The organism is Halomonas sp. E19, from assembly GCF_052439355.1.
Lineage (GTDB): Bacteria > Pseudomonadota > Gammaproteobacteria > Pseudomonadales > Halomonadaceae > Halomonas.
In genome coordinates this window covers 2,714,767-2,732,534 of the sequence record NZ_JBNFWU010000001.1, presented here as the reverse complement: position 1 = coordinate 2,732,534, position 17,768 = coordinate 2,714,767, and the positions used below count along the sequence as shown (strand labels likewise).

General features: G+C 66.6%; 13 protein-coding genes and 8 pseudogenes. 13 read left to right on the top strand and 8 right to left on the bottom strand.

The annotated features are described in order from the left end of the window. Nucleotides 1–13 precede the first annotated feature (13 nt). On the bottom strand, nucleotides 14–712 hold the full coding sequence (locus ACUDAL_RS14265) for a hypothetical protein (RefSeq protein WP_444678576.1): 699 nt from the start codon (nucleotides 710–712) through the stop codon (nucleotides 14–16). A 251-nt stretch (nucleotides 713–963) separates the two neighbouring features. Between ACUDAL_RS14265 and minC the strand changes: the two are divergent. The 4 genes and pseudogenes from minC (at nucleotide 964) to sbcB (ending at nucleotide 4,381) form a co-directional block, all read left to right on the top strand. Next, nucleotides 964–1,702: pseudogene (gene minC / locus ACUDAL_RS14260) on the top strand (septum site-determining protein MinC). A gap of 61 nt (nucleotides 1,703–1,763) precedes the next feature. Further along, nucleotides 1,764–2,582, top strand: a complete 819-nt coding sequence (minD, locus tag ACUDAL_RS14255) for a septum site-determining protein MinD (RefSeq protein WP_444678575.1) — start codon at nucleotides 1,764–1,766, stop codon at nucleotides 2,580–2,582. After that, on the top strand, nucleotides 2,579–2,830 hold the full coding sequence (gene minE, locus ACUDAL_RS14250; RefSeq protein WP_444678574.1) for a cell division topological specificity factor MinE: 252 nt from the start codon (nucleotides 2,579–2,581) through the stop codon (nucleotides 2,828–2,830). Before minD ends, minE begins: the two co-directional genes overlap by 4 nt. Before the next feature lie 62 nt (nucleotides 2,831–2,892). Continuing rightward, nucleotides 2,893–4,381: pseudogene (gene sbcB / locus ACUDAL_RS14245) on the top strand (exodeoxyribonuclease I). A 76-nt stretch (nucleotides 4,382–4,457) separates the two neighbouring features. On the opposite strand, the gene ACUDAL_RS14240 reads toward sbcB, so the two are convergent. From ACUDAL_RS14240 to ACUDAL_RS14220, 5 genes and pseudogenes are all read right to left on the bottom strand, one after another. Then, entirely contained in the window at nucleotides 4,458–5,366 is a 909-nt protein-coding gene (locus ACUDAL_RS14240; protein WP_444678573.1) for an insulinase family protein, read from the bottom strand. Further along, on the bottom strand, nucleotides 5,303–5,755 hold the full coding sequence (locus ACUDAL_RS14235) for a hypothetical protein (protein WP_444679394.1): 453 nt from the start codon (nucleotides 5,753–5,755) through the stop codon (nucleotides 5,303–5,305). Before ACUDAL_RS14235 ends, ACUDAL_RS14240 begins: the two co-directional genes overlap by 64 nt. After that, nucleotides 5,679–6,038, bottom strand: coding sequence for a hypothetical protein (locus ACUDAL_RS14230; protein ID WP_444678572.1), 360 nt, complete (start codon nucleotides 6,036–6,038; stop codon nucleotides 5,679–5,681). Before ACUDAL_RS14230 ends, ACUDAL_RS14235 begins: the two co-directional genes overlap by 77 nt. Next, nucleotides 6,023–7,315 (bottom strand): insulinase family protein, encoded by a 1,293-nt coding sequence (locus ACUDAL_RS14225; RefSeq protein ID WP_444678571.1) that lies wholly within the window; start codon nucleotides 7,313–7,315, stop codon nucleotides 6,023–6,025. The genes ACUDAL_RS14230 and ACUDAL_RS14225 overlap by 16 nt, the downstream gene beginning before the upstream one ends. A 5-nt stretch (nucleotides 7,316–7,320) precedes the next feature. After that, nucleotides 7,321–8,003, bottom strand: a pseudogene (locus tag ACUDAL_RS14220) (SOS response-associated peptidase). A 170-nt stretch (nucleotides 8,004–8,173) separates the two neighbouring features. Here ACUDAL_RS14220 and ACUDAL_RS14215 point away from each other — a divergent pair. Together ACUDAL_RS14215 and ACUDAL_RS14210 are read left to right on the top strand one after the other, a co-directional pair. After that, nucleotides 8,174–8,790: pseudogene (locus tag ACUDAL_RS14215) on the top strand (TetR/AcrR family transcriptional regulator). 2 nt (nucleotides 8,791–8,792) lie between these two features. Then, a complete protein-coding gene (locus tag ACUDAL_RS14210; RefSeq protein ID WP_444679393.1) occupies nucleotides 8,793–9,506 on the top strand; it encodes a 1-acyl-sn-glycerol-3-phosphate acyltransferase in 714 nt (237 codons plus the stop codon). On the opposite strand, the gene ACUDAL_RS14205 is transcribed toward ACUDAL_RS14210, so the two are convergent. Continuing rightward, complete coding sequence (locus tag ACUDAL_RS14205) at nucleotides 9,507–10,781, bottom strand: HlyC/CorC family transporter (RefSeq protein ID WP_444678570.1); 1,275 nt, start codon at nucleotides 10,779–10,781, stop codon at nucleotides 9,507–9,509. It abuts the gene before it with no gap. A gap of 75 nt (nucleotides 10,782–10,856) precedes the next feature. Then, nucleotides 10,857–11,656, bottom strand: a pseudogene (locus ACUDAL_RS14200) (cytochrome C assembly family protein). A 328-nt stretch (nucleotides 11,657–11,984) separates the two neighbouring features. On the opposite strand from ACUDAL_RS14200, the pseudogene ffh reads away from it, so the two are divergent. The 7 genes and pseudogenes from ffh to ACUDAL_RS14165 all read left to right on the top strand — a co-directional run. Further along, nucleotides 11,985–13,382: pseudogene (ffh, locus tag ACUDAL_RS14195) on the top strand (signal recognition particle protein); the annotation flags it as partial. 276 nt (nucleotides 13,383–13,658) lie between these two features. Continuing rightward, nucleotides 13,659–13,907 carry a 30S ribosomal protein S16 gene (gene rpsP, locus ACUDAL_RS14190; protein WP_444678569.1) on the top strand — a complete coding sequence of 83 codons (249 nt, stop codon included), beginning with the start codon at nucleotides 13,659–13,661 and terminating at the stop codon, nucleotides 13,905–13,907. A 33-nt stretch (nucleotides 13,908–13,940) separates the two neighbouring features. Beyond that, nucleotides 13,941–14,498: a ribosome maturation factor RimM gene (gene rimM / locus ACUDAL_RS14185; RefSeq protein ID WP_444678568.1), complete on the top strand. Its 558-nt coding sequence runs from the start codon at nucleotides 13,941–13,943 to the stop codon at nucleotides 14,496–14,498. A gap of 38 nt (nucleotides 14,499–14,536) precedes the next feature. Further along, a pseudogene (gene trmD / locus ACUDAL_RS14180) lies at nucleotides 14,537–15,324 on the top strand (tRNA (guanosine(37)-N1)-methyltransferase TrmD). A gap of 137 nt (nucleotides 15,325–15,461) precedes the next feature. Next, nucleotides 15,462–15,818: a 50S ribosomal protein L19 gene (rplS, locus tag ACUDAL_RS14175; protein ID WP_444678567.1), complete on the top strand. Its 357-nt coding sequence runs from the start codon at nucleotides 15,462–15,464 to the stop codon at nucleotides 15,816–15,818. A gap of 204 nt (nucleotides 15,819–16,022) precedes the next feature. Continuing rightward, nucleotides 16,023–16,903: pseudogene (gene xerD, locus ACUDAL_RS14170) on the top strand (site-specific tyrosine recombinase XerD). Next, nucleotides 16,878–17,663: a DsbC family protein gene (locus tag ACUDAL_RS14165; protein WP_444678566.1), complete on the top strand. Its 786-nt coding sequence runs from the start codon at nucleotides 16,878–16,880 to the stop codon at nucleotides 17,661–17,663. Before xerD ends, ACUDAL_RS14165 begins: the two are co-directional and overlap by 26 nt. Nucleotides 17,664–17,768 lie beyond the last annotated feature (105 nt).

Here is a 17,768-nt window from a genome sequence, read left to right as displayed (position 1 = left end):
TCGGGCAGGTCGCTCAGCGTCTCCCACTCGCGTACCAGGTGGCGGTAGCGACCGCCGTAAAGAGGCTCCCAGGGGCATTGGCGTGGGCCTCGAGCTTGCCCAACAGCGCTTCTCGCCGCTCCCGTGCGGCAATCAGCGAGGCGGCGTCGGCGCGCAAGCGGTTGAGCCGCTCGCGGGCCTGACGCATTACCTGGCGGTCGCGCCTGGCGCGGCCGGCCAGGGCCTGCAGCCCTGCCTCGCTGGCAACCCGGGCGGCGGCGGCGTGGCGCACCGCGGCGATGCCGTTTTCGCAGGCTTGGTGAATCAGGTCCGACTCTTCGTGCAGGCCGGCCAGCGCCGCCAGGCGCAGCTGCTGGTTGTCGCCCTCGAGTGCGATCGTCATCAGCAGGTCGCGGTGCGGGAGGCGCGCCACCCAGTCGATGCGCTGGGCCAAGGCCAGCGCACCCGCCTTGCCGGTGAGCAGGGCGGCCAGGCGGTGCTGGAGTTCCGGGTTGTCCGGCTGCTGCGTCAACAAAGGCAGCAGTGGCGCCGGATCGTCGAAGCGCATCAGTGCGGCCTGGCGTACGCTGGGAGTGTCGTCCAGGCACAGTGCCGCGAGCGCCCGGCGCTGGTCCGGATGGGTCGGGTCGAGCCGGCTGACGGCCTGCAGGCGTACCTGGGCATCGCGGTGTTGCCAGCGTGGGGCAAGGAAGCGTTGAAGGAATCCTGGCATGGGGCATCCTGAAGAAGGTGCAGGCAGGCCTGCATGAGCCGTATTCGCAGCAGTGCGCTGTCGAGTCGGCGTCTTTATTGATGTGACTTATCTAAGCATGCGCCGGTGGGATCGCAAAGCCCACCGAGCGGGGTGTAGCGAAACCGCGACCATTCAAGTCAACGCCCTATGGCCGTATCATCAGTTGCAGGGGTGCTGGGAGTCGCTTAGCTTAATGCCACGACCCGACAACACCCGAGTGGAGTCCGGCAATGAGCCTCAAAGTGGACAAGGCAAGCATGGCATTCACCTTCAAGGGCGGTATGCTGCCGATGACGGTCATGGAGCTGACCAGCGCGGACCCCGAGCGCATCCGTGACCAGCTCGCCGGCAAGCTCAACCAATCCCCCGCCTTTTTCAGCACACCCCCGTGGTTCTCAGCGTCGAGAAGCTGGATGAACCTCACCTGTCACTTGAGCGGATCTGTGCCGTCTGTCGTGCGCACAAGCTGCTGCCGGTGGCCGTACGAGGCGGTGCCGAGCCGGTCAAGCAGTCGGCCTGGGCGCTGGGCCTGGGCTGGTTTCCCCCGCCGACGGAGCGCGCAGCCGTACCCTGGAGGAAGTGCCAACGAGCGACATGCCCGAGGAATCGCCCGCCGCGGCGGCGCCCCAGGCCGAAGCCGGGGCCGGGCGCATCTACCGCGGTACCGTGCGCTCGGGCCAGCAGGTGTCGGCGCCCGAGGGCGACCTGGTGATCATCGGCGCCGTCAACGCCGGTGCCGAGGTGCTGGCGGCCGGTAGCGTCCATGTCTACGGCGCGCTGCGCGGGCGTGCCCTGGCGGGCATCCACGGCGACACCCGGGCGGGTATCTTCTGTCGCGAGCTGCGCGCCGAGCTGCTGTCGGTGGCGGGCAACTACAAGCGCCTCGAGGACATCGACCCGCAGCTGCTGGGCACCTCCGTACAGGTCATACTGAGCGATGCGCAGCTGGGAATCACGGCCTTGGACTAGTCGGCAGGGGTGAATGCCGCACGATTTTTTGCATACAACGTTATCCAGAGGAAGGCACAACTTGGCCAAGATAATCGTAGTGACCTCAGGCAAGGGCGGGGTTGGCAAGACGACCAGTGCAGCGGCCATCGCCACAGGCCTGGCCCTGCGCGGCAACAAGACCGTGGTGATCGACTTCGATGTAGGCCTGCGCAACCTCGACCTGATCATGGGCTGCGAACGCCGCGTGGTCTATGACCTGGTCAACGTGATCCAGGGCGAGGCGGGGCTCAACCAGGCGCTGATCCGCGACAAGCGGGTCGATAACCTGCACATCCTGCCGGCGTCCCAGACCCGCGACAAGGATGCGCTGAGTTCCGAAGGGGTGGAGAAAATCCTCGAGACCCTGAGCAAGGATTTCGACTTCATCATCTGCGATTCCCCTGCTGGCATCGAGCGCGGTGCGCAGCTGGCGATGTACTTCGCCGACGAAGCGATCGTGGTCACCAACCCCGAAGTGTCGTCGGTGCGCGACTCGGATCGCATCCTGGGGCTGCTGGCCTCCAAGACGCGTCGGGCCGAGCGCGGCGAGGATCCGATCAAGGAGCATCTGCTGATCACCCGCTACAACGCCGCTCGTGTCGACGACGGCGACATGCTCAACCTGGCGGATATCCGCGAGATCCTGGCGATCGACCTGATCGGCCTGATCCCGGAGTCCGAGGCGGTGCTGCGCGCCTCGAACCAGGGGGTGCCGGTCACCCACGACGAAAGAAGCGATGCGGGTCAGGCCTACGTCGATACGGTGTCGCGCCTGCTGGGCGAGGACGTACCGCTGCGTTTCCACGAGGTTCAGAAGAAGAGCCTGCTGAGCCGCATGTTCGGAGGAGGTCGCCGGTGAGATTGCTGGAATTCCTGAAGCGAGAGCGCAAGAAGTCCGCGTCGGTCGCCAAGGAGCGGCTCCAGATCATCGTCGCGCATCAGCGTAGCCAGCGAGGCCAGCCGGACTACATGCCGATGCTGGAGAAGGAGCTGCTGGAGGTGATCCGTCGCTACGTGCAGGTGGACGATGATGCGATCAACATCAGCCTGGACAGTGAGGACAACTGCTCGGTGCTCGAGCTCAACGTCACCCTGCCGCGCAGCTGAGCCGTCCGCGGGGCTGTGCTGGGCTGTGCCATCCAGCGACGCAGGCAGGAGACCCCGCGCTCATGGCGAAGCCCGATGCCGCCCCGATGACCTTTCTGTGGCATGACTACGAGACCTTCGGCGCCGATCCCCGGCGCGACAGGCCCTCGCAGTTTGCCGCCATACGCACCGATGCCGATTTCAACGAGGTCGGCGAGCCGGTCGAGCTGTTCTGCAAGCCGGCCGACGACTTTCTGCCGCACCCGCAGGCCTGCCTGATCACCGGCATCACGCCGCAGCAGGCGCGTCGCCGGGGGTTGCCGGAGGCCGAGTTTGCCGGGCGCATCCACGCGCTGATGAGCGAACCGGGCACCTGTGCGCTGGGCTACAACACGCTGCGCTTCGACGACGAGGTCAGCCGCTGCCTGTTCTATCGCAATCTGCTCGATCCCTACTCGCGCGAGTGGCAGAACGGCAACTCCCGCTGGGACCTGATCGACGCGGTACGCACCTTCCATGCCCTGCGTCCGTCCGGCATCGCGTGGCCCTCGCGCGAGGACGGCTCGCCCAGCTTCCGTCTCGAACACCTGACCGCCGCCAACGGCATCGCCCATGAAGGTGCTCACGATGCCGTGGCCGATGTGCGCGCCACCATTGGGTTGGCGCGCTTGCTGCGCGAGCGTAACCCCAAGCTCTTCGATCACCTGCTGGCGCTGCGCAGCAAGCGCGAGGTGGCCCGCCGGCTGGATGTGCTGGGGCGCAAGCCGGTGCTGCACGTGTCGCGGCGCTATCCGGCCAGCCGCGGCTGCAGCGCGCTGGTGATGCCGCTGGCGGAACACCCCACCAACCCCAACGGCGTCATCGTCTACGATCTCTCGGTGGCGCCAGAGGCGCTGCTCGGGCTCGACGTGGCGCAGATTCGCCAGCGCGTCTTCGTCAGCAGCGACGACCTGGCCGAAGGCGAGGTACGTATTCCGCTCAAGGTCATTCATATCAACCGCAGCCCGGTGGTGCTGCCGGCCTCGGCGCTGAAGGATGTGGAAGGGCCGAGACGGGGAGTACGGCGAGATCGTCGCGCGCCTGGGGCTGGATATCGACGCCTGCCGGCGCCACTGGAAGCAGCTGGCGGCCGACCCGGCGGCGGCACGCAAGGCGGCCGAGGTCTTTGCCCAGCCACCGCCCGATACGCCCCGTGACCCGGACCTGATGCTCTACAGCGGAGGGTTCTTCTCGCCGGCCGACCGTCAACAGATGCAGCGCGTGCGCGAAGCGTCGCCGTGGGACCTGGTCGACGCCCGTTTCGCCTTCCAGGATCCGCGCCTGGAGGAGATGCTGTTCCGTTTCCGTGCGCGCAACTACCCCGATACGCTCAGCAGCGAAGAGCAGGCGCGCTGGGAGGGCTACCGCTGGGAGCGCATGAACGACGCCGCGGTGGCCGGCTTCACGCTGAAGGATTTCGCACGGGAGATCGAGCGACTCAACCAGGCCACGCTGAGCGACCGTGATCGCCAGGTGCTGGAGGAGCTGGTCATGCATGTGGAGAGCATCATGCCGGCCCAGGCCTTCGGCTGAGACGAGGCGGCACGCCGCCCGTTCATGACAACGCCCGGTCAGCGTGAGCTGACCGGGCGTTGTCATCGTGGGCCGCTCAGTCGTCGGCTTCGGGCAGCGGCGCCAGGTGCTGGGTCAGGGCGGCCACGTCGCTGGGCGCATCGCCCGGGTCGAAGGTCACGTTGAGTACGGCCCCTTCGCGCAATGTGAGCCATGCCTGGCGCAGGTCGTCGGCGCCGACCCCGAGCAGCCGCTCTGCCAGGCGCTCGCGGCGGTTGAACGCGGTATCGCCGAAGGAGAGCGCGCGCCACAGCCGGTTGGTGAGCCCGGGCAGGCTGGTATCGCGCTGCAGCAGGTTGTCGTGAACTGCCTGGCGATAGGGGGTGAGCTCGGCATCTTCCATCTGCATCAGGCGGGCTTCGAACGTATCCAGAAAGGCGTCGATATGCGCCTGCAGCGTGTCGCTGTCGGTGTCCGGCGACTGTACCAGCAGGCTCAGTCCGGGGGCGTCGAGCATGGGCGAGTAGCCAGCACTGACCACGTAGCCCAACTGCTGTTCGGTGCGCAGGCGCTGGTAGAAGGGCGTATCGATCACCTGGCCGAGTACGGCCAGGCGCGCCTGGCTCTCCAGCGAGCGATCCGCCCCCTGCAGGTAGCGCAGCACCAGCGACTCTTCGCGGCTGGTCACCGGGCGCAGCGGAGGCAGCTCGCCCTCGATGCGCAGCGGCGTCAGGTCGGGGATCTGGTTTGTGGTCAGCGTAGGCTGCAGCTGCTCGACCACCCGTTGCCCCTCGCGCAAGGCGAGTTCGGCCTCGAGGTTGCCGACGGCCATGGCCTGCACGCGCAGCTCGGCCAGGAACGCTTCGCGGAAGTCACGCAGATCGTCGGCGTGTAGCTCGCGGCTGGCCTCCAGCAGACTGGCGGCCGGCCACCGGGGGCGCATCAAGGCTTCGGCCAGGGTGCGGTGCCCCTGGCGAAACAGTGCGGCCTGGGGGCGTTGCGCCACTCGCGCTGCAACCGATAGAGCACCCGCGCGAAGCTCTCGTCGTCGATCTCGCCCTGCTGCAGCTGATCCAGGGTGCGCTGCATCACCTGTGCCTGCCGATCCCGCCAGCCGCCGAACGCGAGCGTGATGCCTCGCGCATGGGGGTAGGCTTCGATGTGGTGCCCGGCGAGGCGGGCGGCATAGAGCTCCTCGTTGAGGCTGTCATCGAGCCAGCCGGCCAGCAGGTGCGCGAGTACGGCCTGGTGCGGTGCTGAGCTGGTCGAGGGGTTCTGCAGGCTGATGCGCCACTCCACCTTGGGGGTGTTGAAGCGGCTATCGGCCATGTGCCAAAGCTCGTAGCCGGGCGCTTCGGCCAGTTGGGCGGGTCGCTCGTCCTGTACGGCAAGCAGCGTCAGGTCGTCGGCAATGAAGGGGTTGGGGGCGGCAGGGACAACCCGGCCAGCGGCTCGGCGGGCTGTGGGCGCTGTGCCGTGACGTCCTGCCAGGGGTATGGAACCACGGCGAGGTCTGGTCGGCCTCGACGTCGGGCGCGCTGTAGAGGCGCAGCAGGTTGTCGGGGCGCAGCGGCTCCAGATAGCGTTCGATCAGCTCGCGGTCGAAGCCGTCCATGCGGTAGGCGGCGTACTGCACGTCCTCCACCGGGAAGCGAGCCAGGTTCATGGCCAGGCGCATGGCGCCCTGCAGCGGCGAGCCCTGCTGCTGGAAGCGAAACTGCTGTTCGGCCAGGCGAGCCTGCTCGTCGTAGCGCCAGGCCTCGAGGCCCTCGGCGCGAATCTGCTCGATGGCTGCGAACAGGGTGGCCTCGATCTCATCGAGGCGCTCGGCGCCGGCGGGGTGAGGCTGACATTGATGCTGAACAGGGCGTGGCGTTCGTCGCCGCGCGCGATGCCGGCAGACAGGCCGTCGGCGTAGCCGGCCTCGCGCAGTACCGCCAGCAGGCTGCCTTCCCCTTCGTGCCCCAGCAGGTTGGCCAGGTAGTCGGCCGGCTTATGGCGGTAGTCCTGGATCGGATCGGGTACCGGAAACAGGAAGCGCACATGGCGGCTGTCCTGCACCGACTGCATTTCCAGGTAGCGCGGCAGGCTGCCGTCGCGCACCAGCGGGGCGTCAATGACGGGCCGCTCCAGGCCGCGGTCGGCGATATCGGCGAAGCGTTCCACGACCAGGGTTTCCAGTGTATCCAACGGCTGCGGGCCGATCACGGCAAGGTGCATGACGTTGGCATCGTAATAGCGCTGGTAGAAGTCGATGACCCGATCGCGCAGGGAGGGCTCCTCTTCGGGCGGGTTGGCCAGCGTGTCGCGGCTGCCCACAGAGAAGCCGGTAGTGGGGTTGTCGGGATTGAGCACCTGGTTGAGCACGTCGTTCTCGCGGCGCCCGTCGTCGCGGATGCGTGCCATGTATTCCGAATGGACGATGTTGCGCTCGCTTTCCAGCTGGTCGGGGTTGAACAGCGGGGTCAGGAAGAACTGGCTGAAGCGATCCAGTGCGCCGGACAGGGCTTCGGGCTCGATGTCGAAGAAGTAGTTGGTGTCCTGGGGTGCGGTGAAGGCGTTGTGGCTGCCGCCGTGGCGGCGAATAAAGCCCTGGTACGCCTCGGCCTCGGGGAATGGCTCGGTGCCGAGGAACAGCATGTGCTCGAGGAAATGTGCCAGGCCGGCCAGGTCGTCCGGATCCTGGGCGCTGCCCACGCCTACGTTCATCGAGGCGGCCGCGCGGTCGGCCTGCGGGTCGCTGACCAGCAGTGCGGCAAGCCCATTATCCAGCTGCAGCACGCGATACTCGCGGGCGTCATGGGGGCTGGTGCGCGGGGAGATAATCGCATCGATGGCCGGGTCGGCTCGGCCCTGGGGGGCGTCGTCGGGCTGGGCGACAGCCGGCAGCGCGGCGACCAGGAGCAGCCCGGCCAGCAGCCGGCTGCCGTAGCGGAACGGGGGAGGGGCGAGCATGGGCATCATGTCTCCTTTTCACTGCTTCGCAGCATGGGGCCGGTGGGGTGGGCGCAGCCGGGGTCCTGGTGCCTGGGATCGTTGACCCTTCTTGATACCGGAAAGGCGCCCAACAGTTCCCTGGCGGCTGGCTGCAGCAGGGCTCGGATGGGCGCCATCGGCGCCTGGGGGTCGAGCCAGCGGCCGGCGTCTTCGGGGCCGATGACAGCCGGCAGGCGATCGCTGAGCGGTGCGAGCAGGGCATTGGTGGGCACGGTGATCAGCGCCAGGGAGTCGGTGTGCTCATGCAGGGTGGTATGGAAACGGCACCATAGGCCGGCCAGCAGCAGAGGGCCGCGGTCGATACGGGTGACCAGGAAGGGCTGCTTGAAGCGGGGCTGCGACTTCCAGACGTAGATACCGCCCACCGGAACCAGGCAGCGGCGGGCCGTGAAGGCCTCGTGGAACATCGGGCGCGACTCCAGCGACTCCGCCCTGGCGCAGTGTGGGGCGTGATCGAGCACGCCGAGCCAGGGCGGCGTGAGCCCCAGAAGGCGCGGGACAGGCGCGGGCTGCCGGCCTCCATGCGGATATGCGAGAGCATTCGCCGAGGCGAGAGGTTGACGCCGGTCAGCAGCGGCAGCTCGACCGTTAGCTGCGGCAGCAGCCTGTCCACCGGCAGCGAAGGGATGTAGAGACGACCGGCCATAGGGTCTCCAAGTTCGGGTTGGCGCCAGGGTAGCCAAGTCAAGGATTGCTGAACAAGTCAAGATTTGCTGAAAAGGGCGCAGTGGAATGGTCGAAAACAGTGTTCGATGTGCGCTATCCTATGCTGCCGGGCCTGATCTGGCTCGTATCCACTTCCCCGTGAGGAATGTCATGGCTCGTCCCCGACAGCATGTGCCCGAAGCGCTCCATGCCCAGGTCATGGCGGCCTGCGATGCCTGGCTGCAGGACAGGCCCGCGCATGCATTGTCGCTGCGTGCCCTGGCACGTGAAGTGGGCTGTGCTCCCAGCACGCTGCTCAAGCTGTATGGCAGCTTCGGCAACCTGCTGCAGCATGCCAACATCGAAACCCTGGCACGGCTGCGAACGGTGGTGGAGCCACTGACCGAGGGCACCCTGCCCGAGCGCCAGCTGCGGGCGCTGGCGCTGGCCTATTGGCAATTTGCCCAGCGCGAGCCGTTCCGCTGGCAGCTGCTGTTCGACTACCCCTGGCGCAGGAGGGCGAGCTCGACCAGCGCCAGACCGACATGATCGAAGCGCTGTTCCTGCGCGTCGAGACCAGCCTCAAGCAGTATCAGCCGGCGCTGGGTGACCTCGAAGCCCGACGGCTGGGGCGTACCCTGTGGGGCAGCGTACACGGCCTGGTTCAGCTCGGCCTCAACGAACGGCTCGGCTACTGGCAGGGCCAGCAGCTGGAAGTCCCCGAACTGCTCGAACAGTTGCTGTCCACCATCCTCGATGGTCTCAGGCAGAGGTCCGATAGCGCGTGAACCTGCTGTTAGCCATCGCGTTGGGGGCCTTGGTCGCTGTCGCTGCCTGGCGCGTATGGCGCGCCCCTCGTCCTTTCATCCGTCGCCTGATCTTCCTGCTGGTGCACGCCATCTACCGGCTGCGGCTGCGCGGCTGCCAGCATATCCCGGCCACTGGGCCGGCGGTGGTGGTCTGCAACCATGTCAGCTTCATGGATGCGCTGGTGATCGGCGGGGCCAGCCCCCGCCCGCTGCGCTTCCTGATGGACCGGCCGATCTACGAGTCGCCCTGGCTCAACTGGCTGTTCCGCCTGGTGGGAGCGATCCCGGTGGAGTCCGACCGGCGCGACCCGGGCAGCGTGCGCCGGGCGCTCGAAGAGGTCAGCCGCGCCCTGCGCAGCGGTGAGGTGGTGATGCTGTTCCCTGAAGGTCGCCTGACGCCGGATGGCGAGGTGCATCCCTTCCGGCGTGGGCTGGAAACGATCCTGGCCCGAGATTCGGTGCCGGTGATTCCCGCCGGTCTGGCCGGGCTTTGGGGGTCTTGGACGTCGCACTGCAACGGCCCTGCGCTGTCGTCGCGGCCGCGCCGCTTCCGAGCCCGGGTGGCGCTCCACTTCGGCAGGCCGATTCCGTCCCGGCTGGCACAGCGCGAGCGGCTGGAGGCGCATGTGCGTGCGCTCAAGGCCGATGCCGATGCCTGGGTCTATCCCATCGAGCGCGTCGAGGCGCGGCGCTGATCAGCGGCGTTGGCGCGGCACCTGCCAGCAGCGAGCCGAGGTGATCAGGTTGTCGCGCACCTCGAGGATTTCCATGCGCGTGATACCGATCTGCAGGCAGGCCGGGCCGTCCGGGAACGATTCGAGATGCTCGAGGATCAGGCCGTTGAGCGTCTTGGGTCCGTCGGTGGGCAACTGCCAGCCCAGCATGCGGTTGATATCGCGGATGTTGGCGGTGCCGTCGATCACATGGCTGCCGTCGTCCTGGCGGTGGATATCCTGCTCCTGCCCGGCCACGTCGGTGGTGAATTCGCCGACGATCTCCTCGAGAATATCCTCCAGCGTCACCAGTCCATCCACGTCACCGTATTCGTCTACCACGATGCCGATGCGCCGCTTCTGCTTCTGGAAATTGAGCAGCTGGGTATGCAGCGGCGTCGATTCCGGAATGAAGTAGGGCTCGCGGGCTTCCTGCACGATCGATGCCTTGGTCACCTCCGGGCGGGATAGGAAGCGGGCCGCGTTGCGCAGGTGCAGCATGCCGATGATGTTGTTGATGTCGCCTTTGAAGACCGGCAGGCGGGTGTGCTGGCTGGTGCGGATCTGGGTCAGGATGTCTTCCAGATCGTCGTCGAGATCGATGCCCACCACCTCGTGGCGCGGCACCATGATGTCGTTGACCGTCACGTTTTCCAGATCGAGGATCGACAGCAGCATGGCCTGGTGGCGGTGCGGGATCAGCGTGCCCGCCTCGTGCACGATGGTGCGCAGCTCGTCGCGGGTGAGGTGGTCGCCGCCGCCCTCGATGCTCTTGACCCCCAAGAGCTTCAGCAGGTTGTTGGAGATCACGTTGACCAGCCAGACCAGCGGGTAGAGCAGCTTGAGCAACGGCTCGAGCGCGCGCGAGGCGGGAAAGGCAATTCGCTCGGGCTTCACCGCGGCGTAGGTCTTGGGCGTGACCTCGGCAAAGATGAGAATGGTGATGGTCAGCAGCGCGGTGGCCACCGCCGGCCCGGTGACTTCGCCGAAGAAGTGGATGGCGATGATGGTGGCGATGGACGCGGCCAGGTTGTTGACGAAGTTGTTGCCGATCAGGATCACGCCGATCAGGCGGTCGGGGCGCAGCAGGAGGCGCGAAACCCGGCGGGCGCGACTGTCGCCGCTGTTGGCCTGATGGTTCAACCGATAGCGGTTGATCGACATCATGCCGGTCTCGGAGCTGGAGAAGAAAGCGGAAAGGCAGATGAGCAGGAAAAGCAGGCCGAACAGCAATCCCAAAGGGAAGTCGTCGCTCAAGGTCGTTGCATCCTCGCTGGCGTGTCAGCCCCGTTTTTAGGGATTCGCTCCGGCAGTGTCAAGGCGACTTGCGCCTCAGGTGCGGTTCAAGATGACCTCGAGCACGAACTTGCTGCCAAAATAGGCCAGCAGCAGCACGGCGCAGCCACCCAGGGTCCAGCGCACGGCGCGCATGCCTCGCCAGCCCAGCACGTGGTGGCTGATCAGCAGGATGGCAAATATCACCCAGGCGGCCATCGACAGGATGGTCTTGTGGGCCAGGTGCTGGGCAAACATGCTCTCGACGAACAGGAAGCCGCTGAGGATGGACAGCGTGAGCAGACCCATGCCGGCCCAGATCATCTCGAATAGCAGGCGTTCCATGGTGGTCAGCGGCGGTAGGACCTGCACCATGCCGCGGATATGGTGATGGCGCAGCGCCTGGTTCTGCAGTCCCAGTAGCACCGCCTGGCAGGCGGCGATGAACAGTACGCCGAAGGCCAGCGCTGAGCTGATGGCATGCAGCGCGATGCCTGGCGTCATGCCGCCGGTGCGCTCCGGGCTCGGCAGGCCCACGGCCAGCAGCAGCGCAAGCCCGGAAAGGGGAACAGGCCGACGGCCACGTTCAACACCGGCTTGGCCAGGCTGACGGCAAGCAGCAGGCTGATCATGATGGCCGTGAGCACCACGGCGCTGGTGGAGAGGCCGGGCATCAGTCCCGGGCTCTGGTCGATCAGCTTCATCGCCACGGGAAGATGGAACAGCAGGCCCAGCACGCCGAGGGTGCGCACCAGGGCGGGGCGCTGCGGAACGCGGCGTGCCAGGGTGAGCCCTCGCCAGGAGGCTGCGCCCAGGTAGAGAATGAAGGCCATAAGGGCCAGAGGAAGCGCCTGCATCAGTTGTCGTCCGTGCGCCGCGGGGGCGTCTATCGCATCTCGAGGTAATGCCATCCCGAGGTAAAGGGAACCTGCCGCTGTCACTATACCCAATCCTCACGGCGTCGCACAGCCGGACCCTGGGGTGGTGCGCATGGAGACTGGCGCTCACAAGGCGTATAATTTCCCGCCAACGCAGTGCAAGTACTATTTTCTAGGCGGCCTGGTGGTGCCCTGGGGTAGAAGGCGTGCGTTTGCGTGGCGAAATGTCGCGCGCGCCCACGGCAGAACCGATTCGCAGCGGCCAAAACCGTCACTTGCTGCCCCGCTTCAGCAGCCGGAGTGCTCAATGTTCCAGAATCTTAGCGAGCGCCTTTCCCAGACGCTCAAGTCCATCAAAGGCCAGGCGCGCCTGACCGAGGACAACATCAAGGACACCCTGCGCGAGGTGCGCCGGGCCCTGCTCGAGGCCGATGTCGCCCTGCCGGTGGTCAAGGCCTTCATCGAGCGCGTGCGCGAGCGCGCCGTGGGGCAGGAAGTCTCGAAGAGCCTGTCGCCCGGGCAGCAGTTCGTCAAGATCGTCCAGCAGGAGCTCGAGGCGATCATGGGCGAGGCCAACGAAGGGCTCTCGCTCAAGGGTTCCCCGGCGGTGGTGCTGATGGCCGGCCTGCAGGGGCGGGCAAGACCACCTCCGTGGCCAAGCTGGCGCGCTACCTGAGGGAGCGCGAGAAAAGAAGGTGCTGGTGGTCTCCGCCGACGTCTATCGCCCGGCGGCCATCGACCAGCTTGAGACTCTGGCGAAGGAGGTTGGCGTCGACTTCTTCCCGTCGCGCTCCGACCAGAAGCCGGTGGCTATCGCCGAGGCGGCAATCAAGCACGCCAAGATCCAGTTCCACGACGTGCTGCTGGTCGACACCGCCGGCCGCCTGGCCATCGACGAGGCCATGATGGCCGAGATCGCCGAGCTGCACCGCGCCTGCCAGCCGCAGGAAACCCTGTTCGTGGTCGACGCCATGACCGGCCAGGACGCCGCCAACACGGCCAAGGCGTTCCACGAGGCGCTGCCGCTGACCGGCGTAATCCTGACCAAGGCCGACGGCGATGCCCGTGGCGGTGCCGCGCTGTCGGTGCGCTACATCACCGGCAAGCCGATCAAGTTCATGGGCGTGGGCGAGAAGGTCGATGCCCTGGAGCCCTTCCACCCGGATCGGGTGGCCTCTCGCATCCTCGGCATGGGCGACGTGCTGTCGCTGATCGAGGAGGCCGAGCGCACCGTCGACAAGAAGAAGGCCGAGCAGCTCGCCAAGAAGGTCAAGAAGGGCGAGGGCTTCGACCTCGAGGACTTCCGCGACCAGCTGCAGCAGCTCAAGAAGATGGGTGGCATGGGCGGCCTGCTCGGCAAGCTGCCGGGTATGGGCCAGATGGCCGAGCTGGCCCAGGGCCCGGCCCGGAGAAGGAGCTGGGTAAGCTCGAGGCGCTGATCAACTCCATGACGCCCCAGGAGCGGCGCAAGCCCGAAATCATCAATGGCTCGCGCAAGCGGCGCATCGCTGCCGGTGCTGGCCTGCAGGTGCCCGATCTCAATCGCTTGCTCAAGCAGCACAAGCAGATGCAGAAGATGATGAAGAAGGCGGGCAAGAAGGGCGGCATGCAGAAGATGATGCGCGGCATGTCGGGCATGATGGGCGGCGGCGGTCCGGGAGGTCCCGGCGGCATGGGCGGGATGGGCGGCCCCGGCGGTTTCCCTGGCGTTGAGGCGCACAGCAGCCGAGCCGGCGAGGCCCGAGAAAAGGGTTTCAAAGCGGGGCTGATTTCCGTAGAATGCTGCGTCTTCATGGCAGGACCGTGGGTTAGACCCGCCTGCACGCTGGTAAAAGAAGAACTTGTGAAAAGTAAGTGACCGAATGAAGCGAAAGCGGGTCCCTGAGGCCCGCTTTCCTGGCAGTTGCCGGGAATCTGGCCGTTCGCCGGGTCCGGCACATATCGGTATCAACGTAATCTCAACCGAAGGACAGTTAACGTCATGGTTACCATTCGTCTGGCACGTGGTGGCGCCAAGAAGCGTCCCTTCTACCACCTGACCGTGACCGATTCGCGCAATTCCCGCGATGGTCGCTTTATCGAACGCCTCGGCTTCTTCAACCCCATCGCCCGCGGTGGTGAAGAGCGCCTGCGCGTGGATCTGGACCGTATCGCTCACTGGCAGGGCCAGGGCGCGCAGATGTCCGACCGCGTCGCCGAGCTGGTCAAGGAAGCTCGCAAGCAGGCGTAAGCCTGACGCGCTGCGCTGACCTATGGCTGAACTATGAGTGTGCAGGCCGAACGCATCGAAGCGGGCGATCATGTGGTGCTGGGCAAGCTGACCAGTCCATATGGCGTCAAGGGATGGCTCAAGGTCTACTCTCACACCAGCCCGATGGAAGGCATCCTGGAGTACCCGGAATGGGTGCTCAGGCAGGGCGGGGCGCTGAGCTCGCATCGCCTGCGGCAGGGGCGTCGCCATGGCAAGGGCCTGGTGGCCTTGCTGGAGGGCGTCGACTCGCGCGAGGCGGCCGAGCAGATGGCAGGAGCCGAAGTGCTGCTGCCCAAGGAGACGCTGCCGGCGCTGCCCAAGGGTGACTATTACTGGCACCAGTTGGAAGGTCTCACGGTTGCCACGCGTGACGGCGAGATCCTGGGTCGCGTCGCGTATCTGTTCGAGACCGGCGCCAACGACGTGCTGGTCGTCAAGGGCGATCCGGAAGGTGAGCCTGCCTCCATCGACGACCGAGAGCGGCTGCTGCCGTTCCTGCCCGATGAGGTGATCGTCGAGGTCGACCTGACGGCGGGTACCATGACCGTCGACTGGGATCCGGAGTTTTGAACCACGCAGAAACGACGAGCGGTGTCGCCGAGCCGGCACTGTGGATCGGCGTGGTGTCGCTGTTTCCCGAGATGTTCGATGCCGTGACCCGGCACGGCGTCACGGGGCGGGCGGTGAGCCAGGGGCGCATTGCGCTGGAGTTCTGGAACCCCCGCGACTACGCCAGCGACTGCCACCGCACCGTGGATGACCGCCCCTACGGCGGCGGCCCGGGCATGCTGATGAAGGTCGATACGCTGCGTGCGGCCATCCATGCCGCCCGCGAGCGTGCGGCCGAGGCGACTGGCCAGCCCCCGCGCGTGATCTACCTGTCGCCCCAGGGTCGCAGGCTGGACCAAGCGGGTGCCCGGGAGCTGGCGAGCGGCCCCCGCTGGTGGTGGTGGCCGGGCGCTACGAAGGCATCGATGAGCGGGTGGTAGAGAGCGATATCGATGAAGAATGGTCGATCGGCGACTATGTGCTGAGCGGCGGCGAGCTGCCGGCCATGGTGCTGATCGATGCCGCGGCAAGACTGGTACCCGGCGTGCTCGGGCATCACGACTCCGCGGTCGAGGACTCCTTCAACGAAGGGCTGCTGGATTGCCCGCACTATACTCGCCCCGAGGAGATCGAGGGGCGGCGGGTGCCGGATGTGCTGCTCAGCGGACATCATGGCGAGATCCGGCGCTGGCGGCTCAAGCAGTCGCTGGGGCGAACCTGGCTCAGGCGCCCCGACCTGCTCGAAGGCAGGACGTTGGATGCCGAGCAGCAGACGCTGCTCGAGGAGTTCATCGAGGAACACGCCCTGGCGAAGGCCGGAGCGGAGGTGCAGGACGCGAAGCGCTGAGGGGCGCCCTTGATCCCCCGCCGTGGACCTGCGTCACCCATCATCTCCCGCGCTCTCGAGTTAGGCTCGAGCGCCGGGATCACGCGCCGCCGTTGAACTTGCAAGCGAGCGGCGGCGCCGAATACGAGGAGTCAGTCATGAGCAGCAAGAACAAGGTGATCCAGGCGCTTGAAGCCGAACAGATGAGCAAGCAGGTGCCGGATTTCGCTCCGGGCGACACCGTCGTCGTGCAGGTCAAGGTGCGTGAAGGCAGCCGCGAGCGTCTCCAGGCCTTCGAAGGCGTGGTGATCGGCAAGCGCAACCGTGGCCTGAATTCCGCCTTCACCGTGCGCAAGATCTCCCACGGTGTAGGCGTCGAGCGTACCTTCCAGACCTACAGCCCGCTGGTCGATTCCGTCGAGGTCAAGCGCCGCGGTGACGTGCGCCAGGCCAAGCTGTACTACCTGCGTGAGCGCAGCGGCAAGTCTGCCCGTATCAAGGAAAAACTGTCGTAACGAAAGCGTGCGCGGGTCGTGCCCGAGTCCGGCCCGCTCGTGGTTTCGTTGTGCCGCAAGCCCCGCCACCGCTCACGCGGGGCGGGGCTTTGTTGTTTCGGGCCGTGCCTGTATCTGGGTTCGAAGCCAGTGCCTGGGTTCAAGCCTGTGAATAGGTTTCAGGTTGCATAAGGAGAGTGGGGCATGGTTCATGACGCCCGGTTCCTGGCCTTGATCGACGCCTTTCTCGACGCCCTGTGGCTTGAGCGGGGAGCGAGCGAGCACACTCTGGCCGCCTACCGGCGCGACCTCGAGGCCTGGGCCACCCGCCTGGCGGAAGCGGGCGGTGAGCTGCTGGCACCTCACCAAGCGCTGCTGCCGACCTGGCTCGATGAGCGCCGGGCGGCAGGCTACCAGCTGCGCAGCAATGCCCGGCTGCTCTCCAGCCTGCGTGGCTTCTATCGCTGGGCGCTAGCCGAGGGACGCATCGAGCGCGACCCGCTGGCCGAGGTGCGCTTGCCGCGTGTGCGCCCGGGTCTGCCGGGTACGCTCGACGAGGCAGAAGTGGAGCGCCTGTTGGCGGCCCCCGATCTTGCCACCGACCTGGGGGTGCGCGACCGGGCGATGCTCGAGGTGCTCTACGGCTGCGGCCTGCGTGTGTCGGAGCTGGTGACGCTCAGCGTCGATGCGGTGAACCTGCGTCAGGGCGTGGTGCGGGTGCGTGGCAAGGGCGACAAGGATCGGCTGGTCCCGCTGGGGGAAGAGGCCGTACACTGGCTGACACGCTACCTGCGCACCGCGCGGGGGCCCTGATGCAGGACGTCACTCGCCCGGCGCTGTTTCCGGGGCGAGGCGACAATTGCATGACGCGCCAGACCTTCTGGCATCGGATCAAGGCCCATGCGCGCACCGCTGGTATCACGCGACCGCTGTCGCCGCACACCCTGCGGCATGCCTTTGCCACGCACCTGTTGAATCACGGTGCCAATTTGCGTGTCGTACAGATGCTGCTCGGTCACAGCGATCTGTCGACCACCCAGATCTATACCCATATTGCGCAGGCGCGACTCGAAGCCCTGCATGCCGAACACCATCCGCGAGGTTGAGTCCATGATTCCGTTTCCCCGCCATATTGCCGGTTCCCTGTCCGCTCTGGCGCTGCCCTGGGTCGCGCTGCTGCTGCCGCTGACGGCCTCGGCCGATGCCACGACAAGCCTGGCCGAGCGGCTGCAGGTCAACGGCCAGCCCATGCCGGTCGAGAGCGTCAAGGAAACGCCGATGGCAGGCATCTTCCAGGTACGCCTGGAGACGGGCGAGGCCTTCTATAGCGACGCCAACGGTGTCTTCTTCCTGGTTGGCGACCTCTACGAAAATACCGAGCGCGGTCTGGTCAACCTGACCGAGCAGTCGCGTAACGCGGAGCGCGCCGAGCGCCTGGCCGGGGTGCCCGAGTCAGAGCGGGTCATCTTCCGGGGTACGGGTGAAACCCGCGCCGAGGTGGTGGTCTTCACCGACACCACGTGCCCCTACTGCCGCCAGCTGCACGACGAAGTGCCGCGCCTCAACGAGCTGGGGATCGAGGTGCACTACCTGGCGTTTCCGCGCACCGGCATGAACGCTCAGGGGGCAAGGACGCTGGAGCAGATCTGGTGTGCCGACAATCCCACCGAGGCGATGAATGCGGCCAAGCGCCAGGAAGCGCTGACGAACGGCACCGACTGCGACAATCCGGTCGAGGCGCAGTATCATCTCGGCTTGGCGCTGGGGGTGCAGGGGACACCGGCCATCATCCTGCCCGACGGCCGCCTGGTGCCAGGCTACGTGCCCGCCGAGCGCCTGGCCGATATGCTGGGGCTGGCGGAATAAGCAAGTGACTGACAGCGTCGACATCAACGCTGAACGCAGTGCCGGTCGCTGTAAGGCCGGTCGCCGGCTAGGCTGGCGGCAGGCATGGCCAGTATAGCTGGCCAA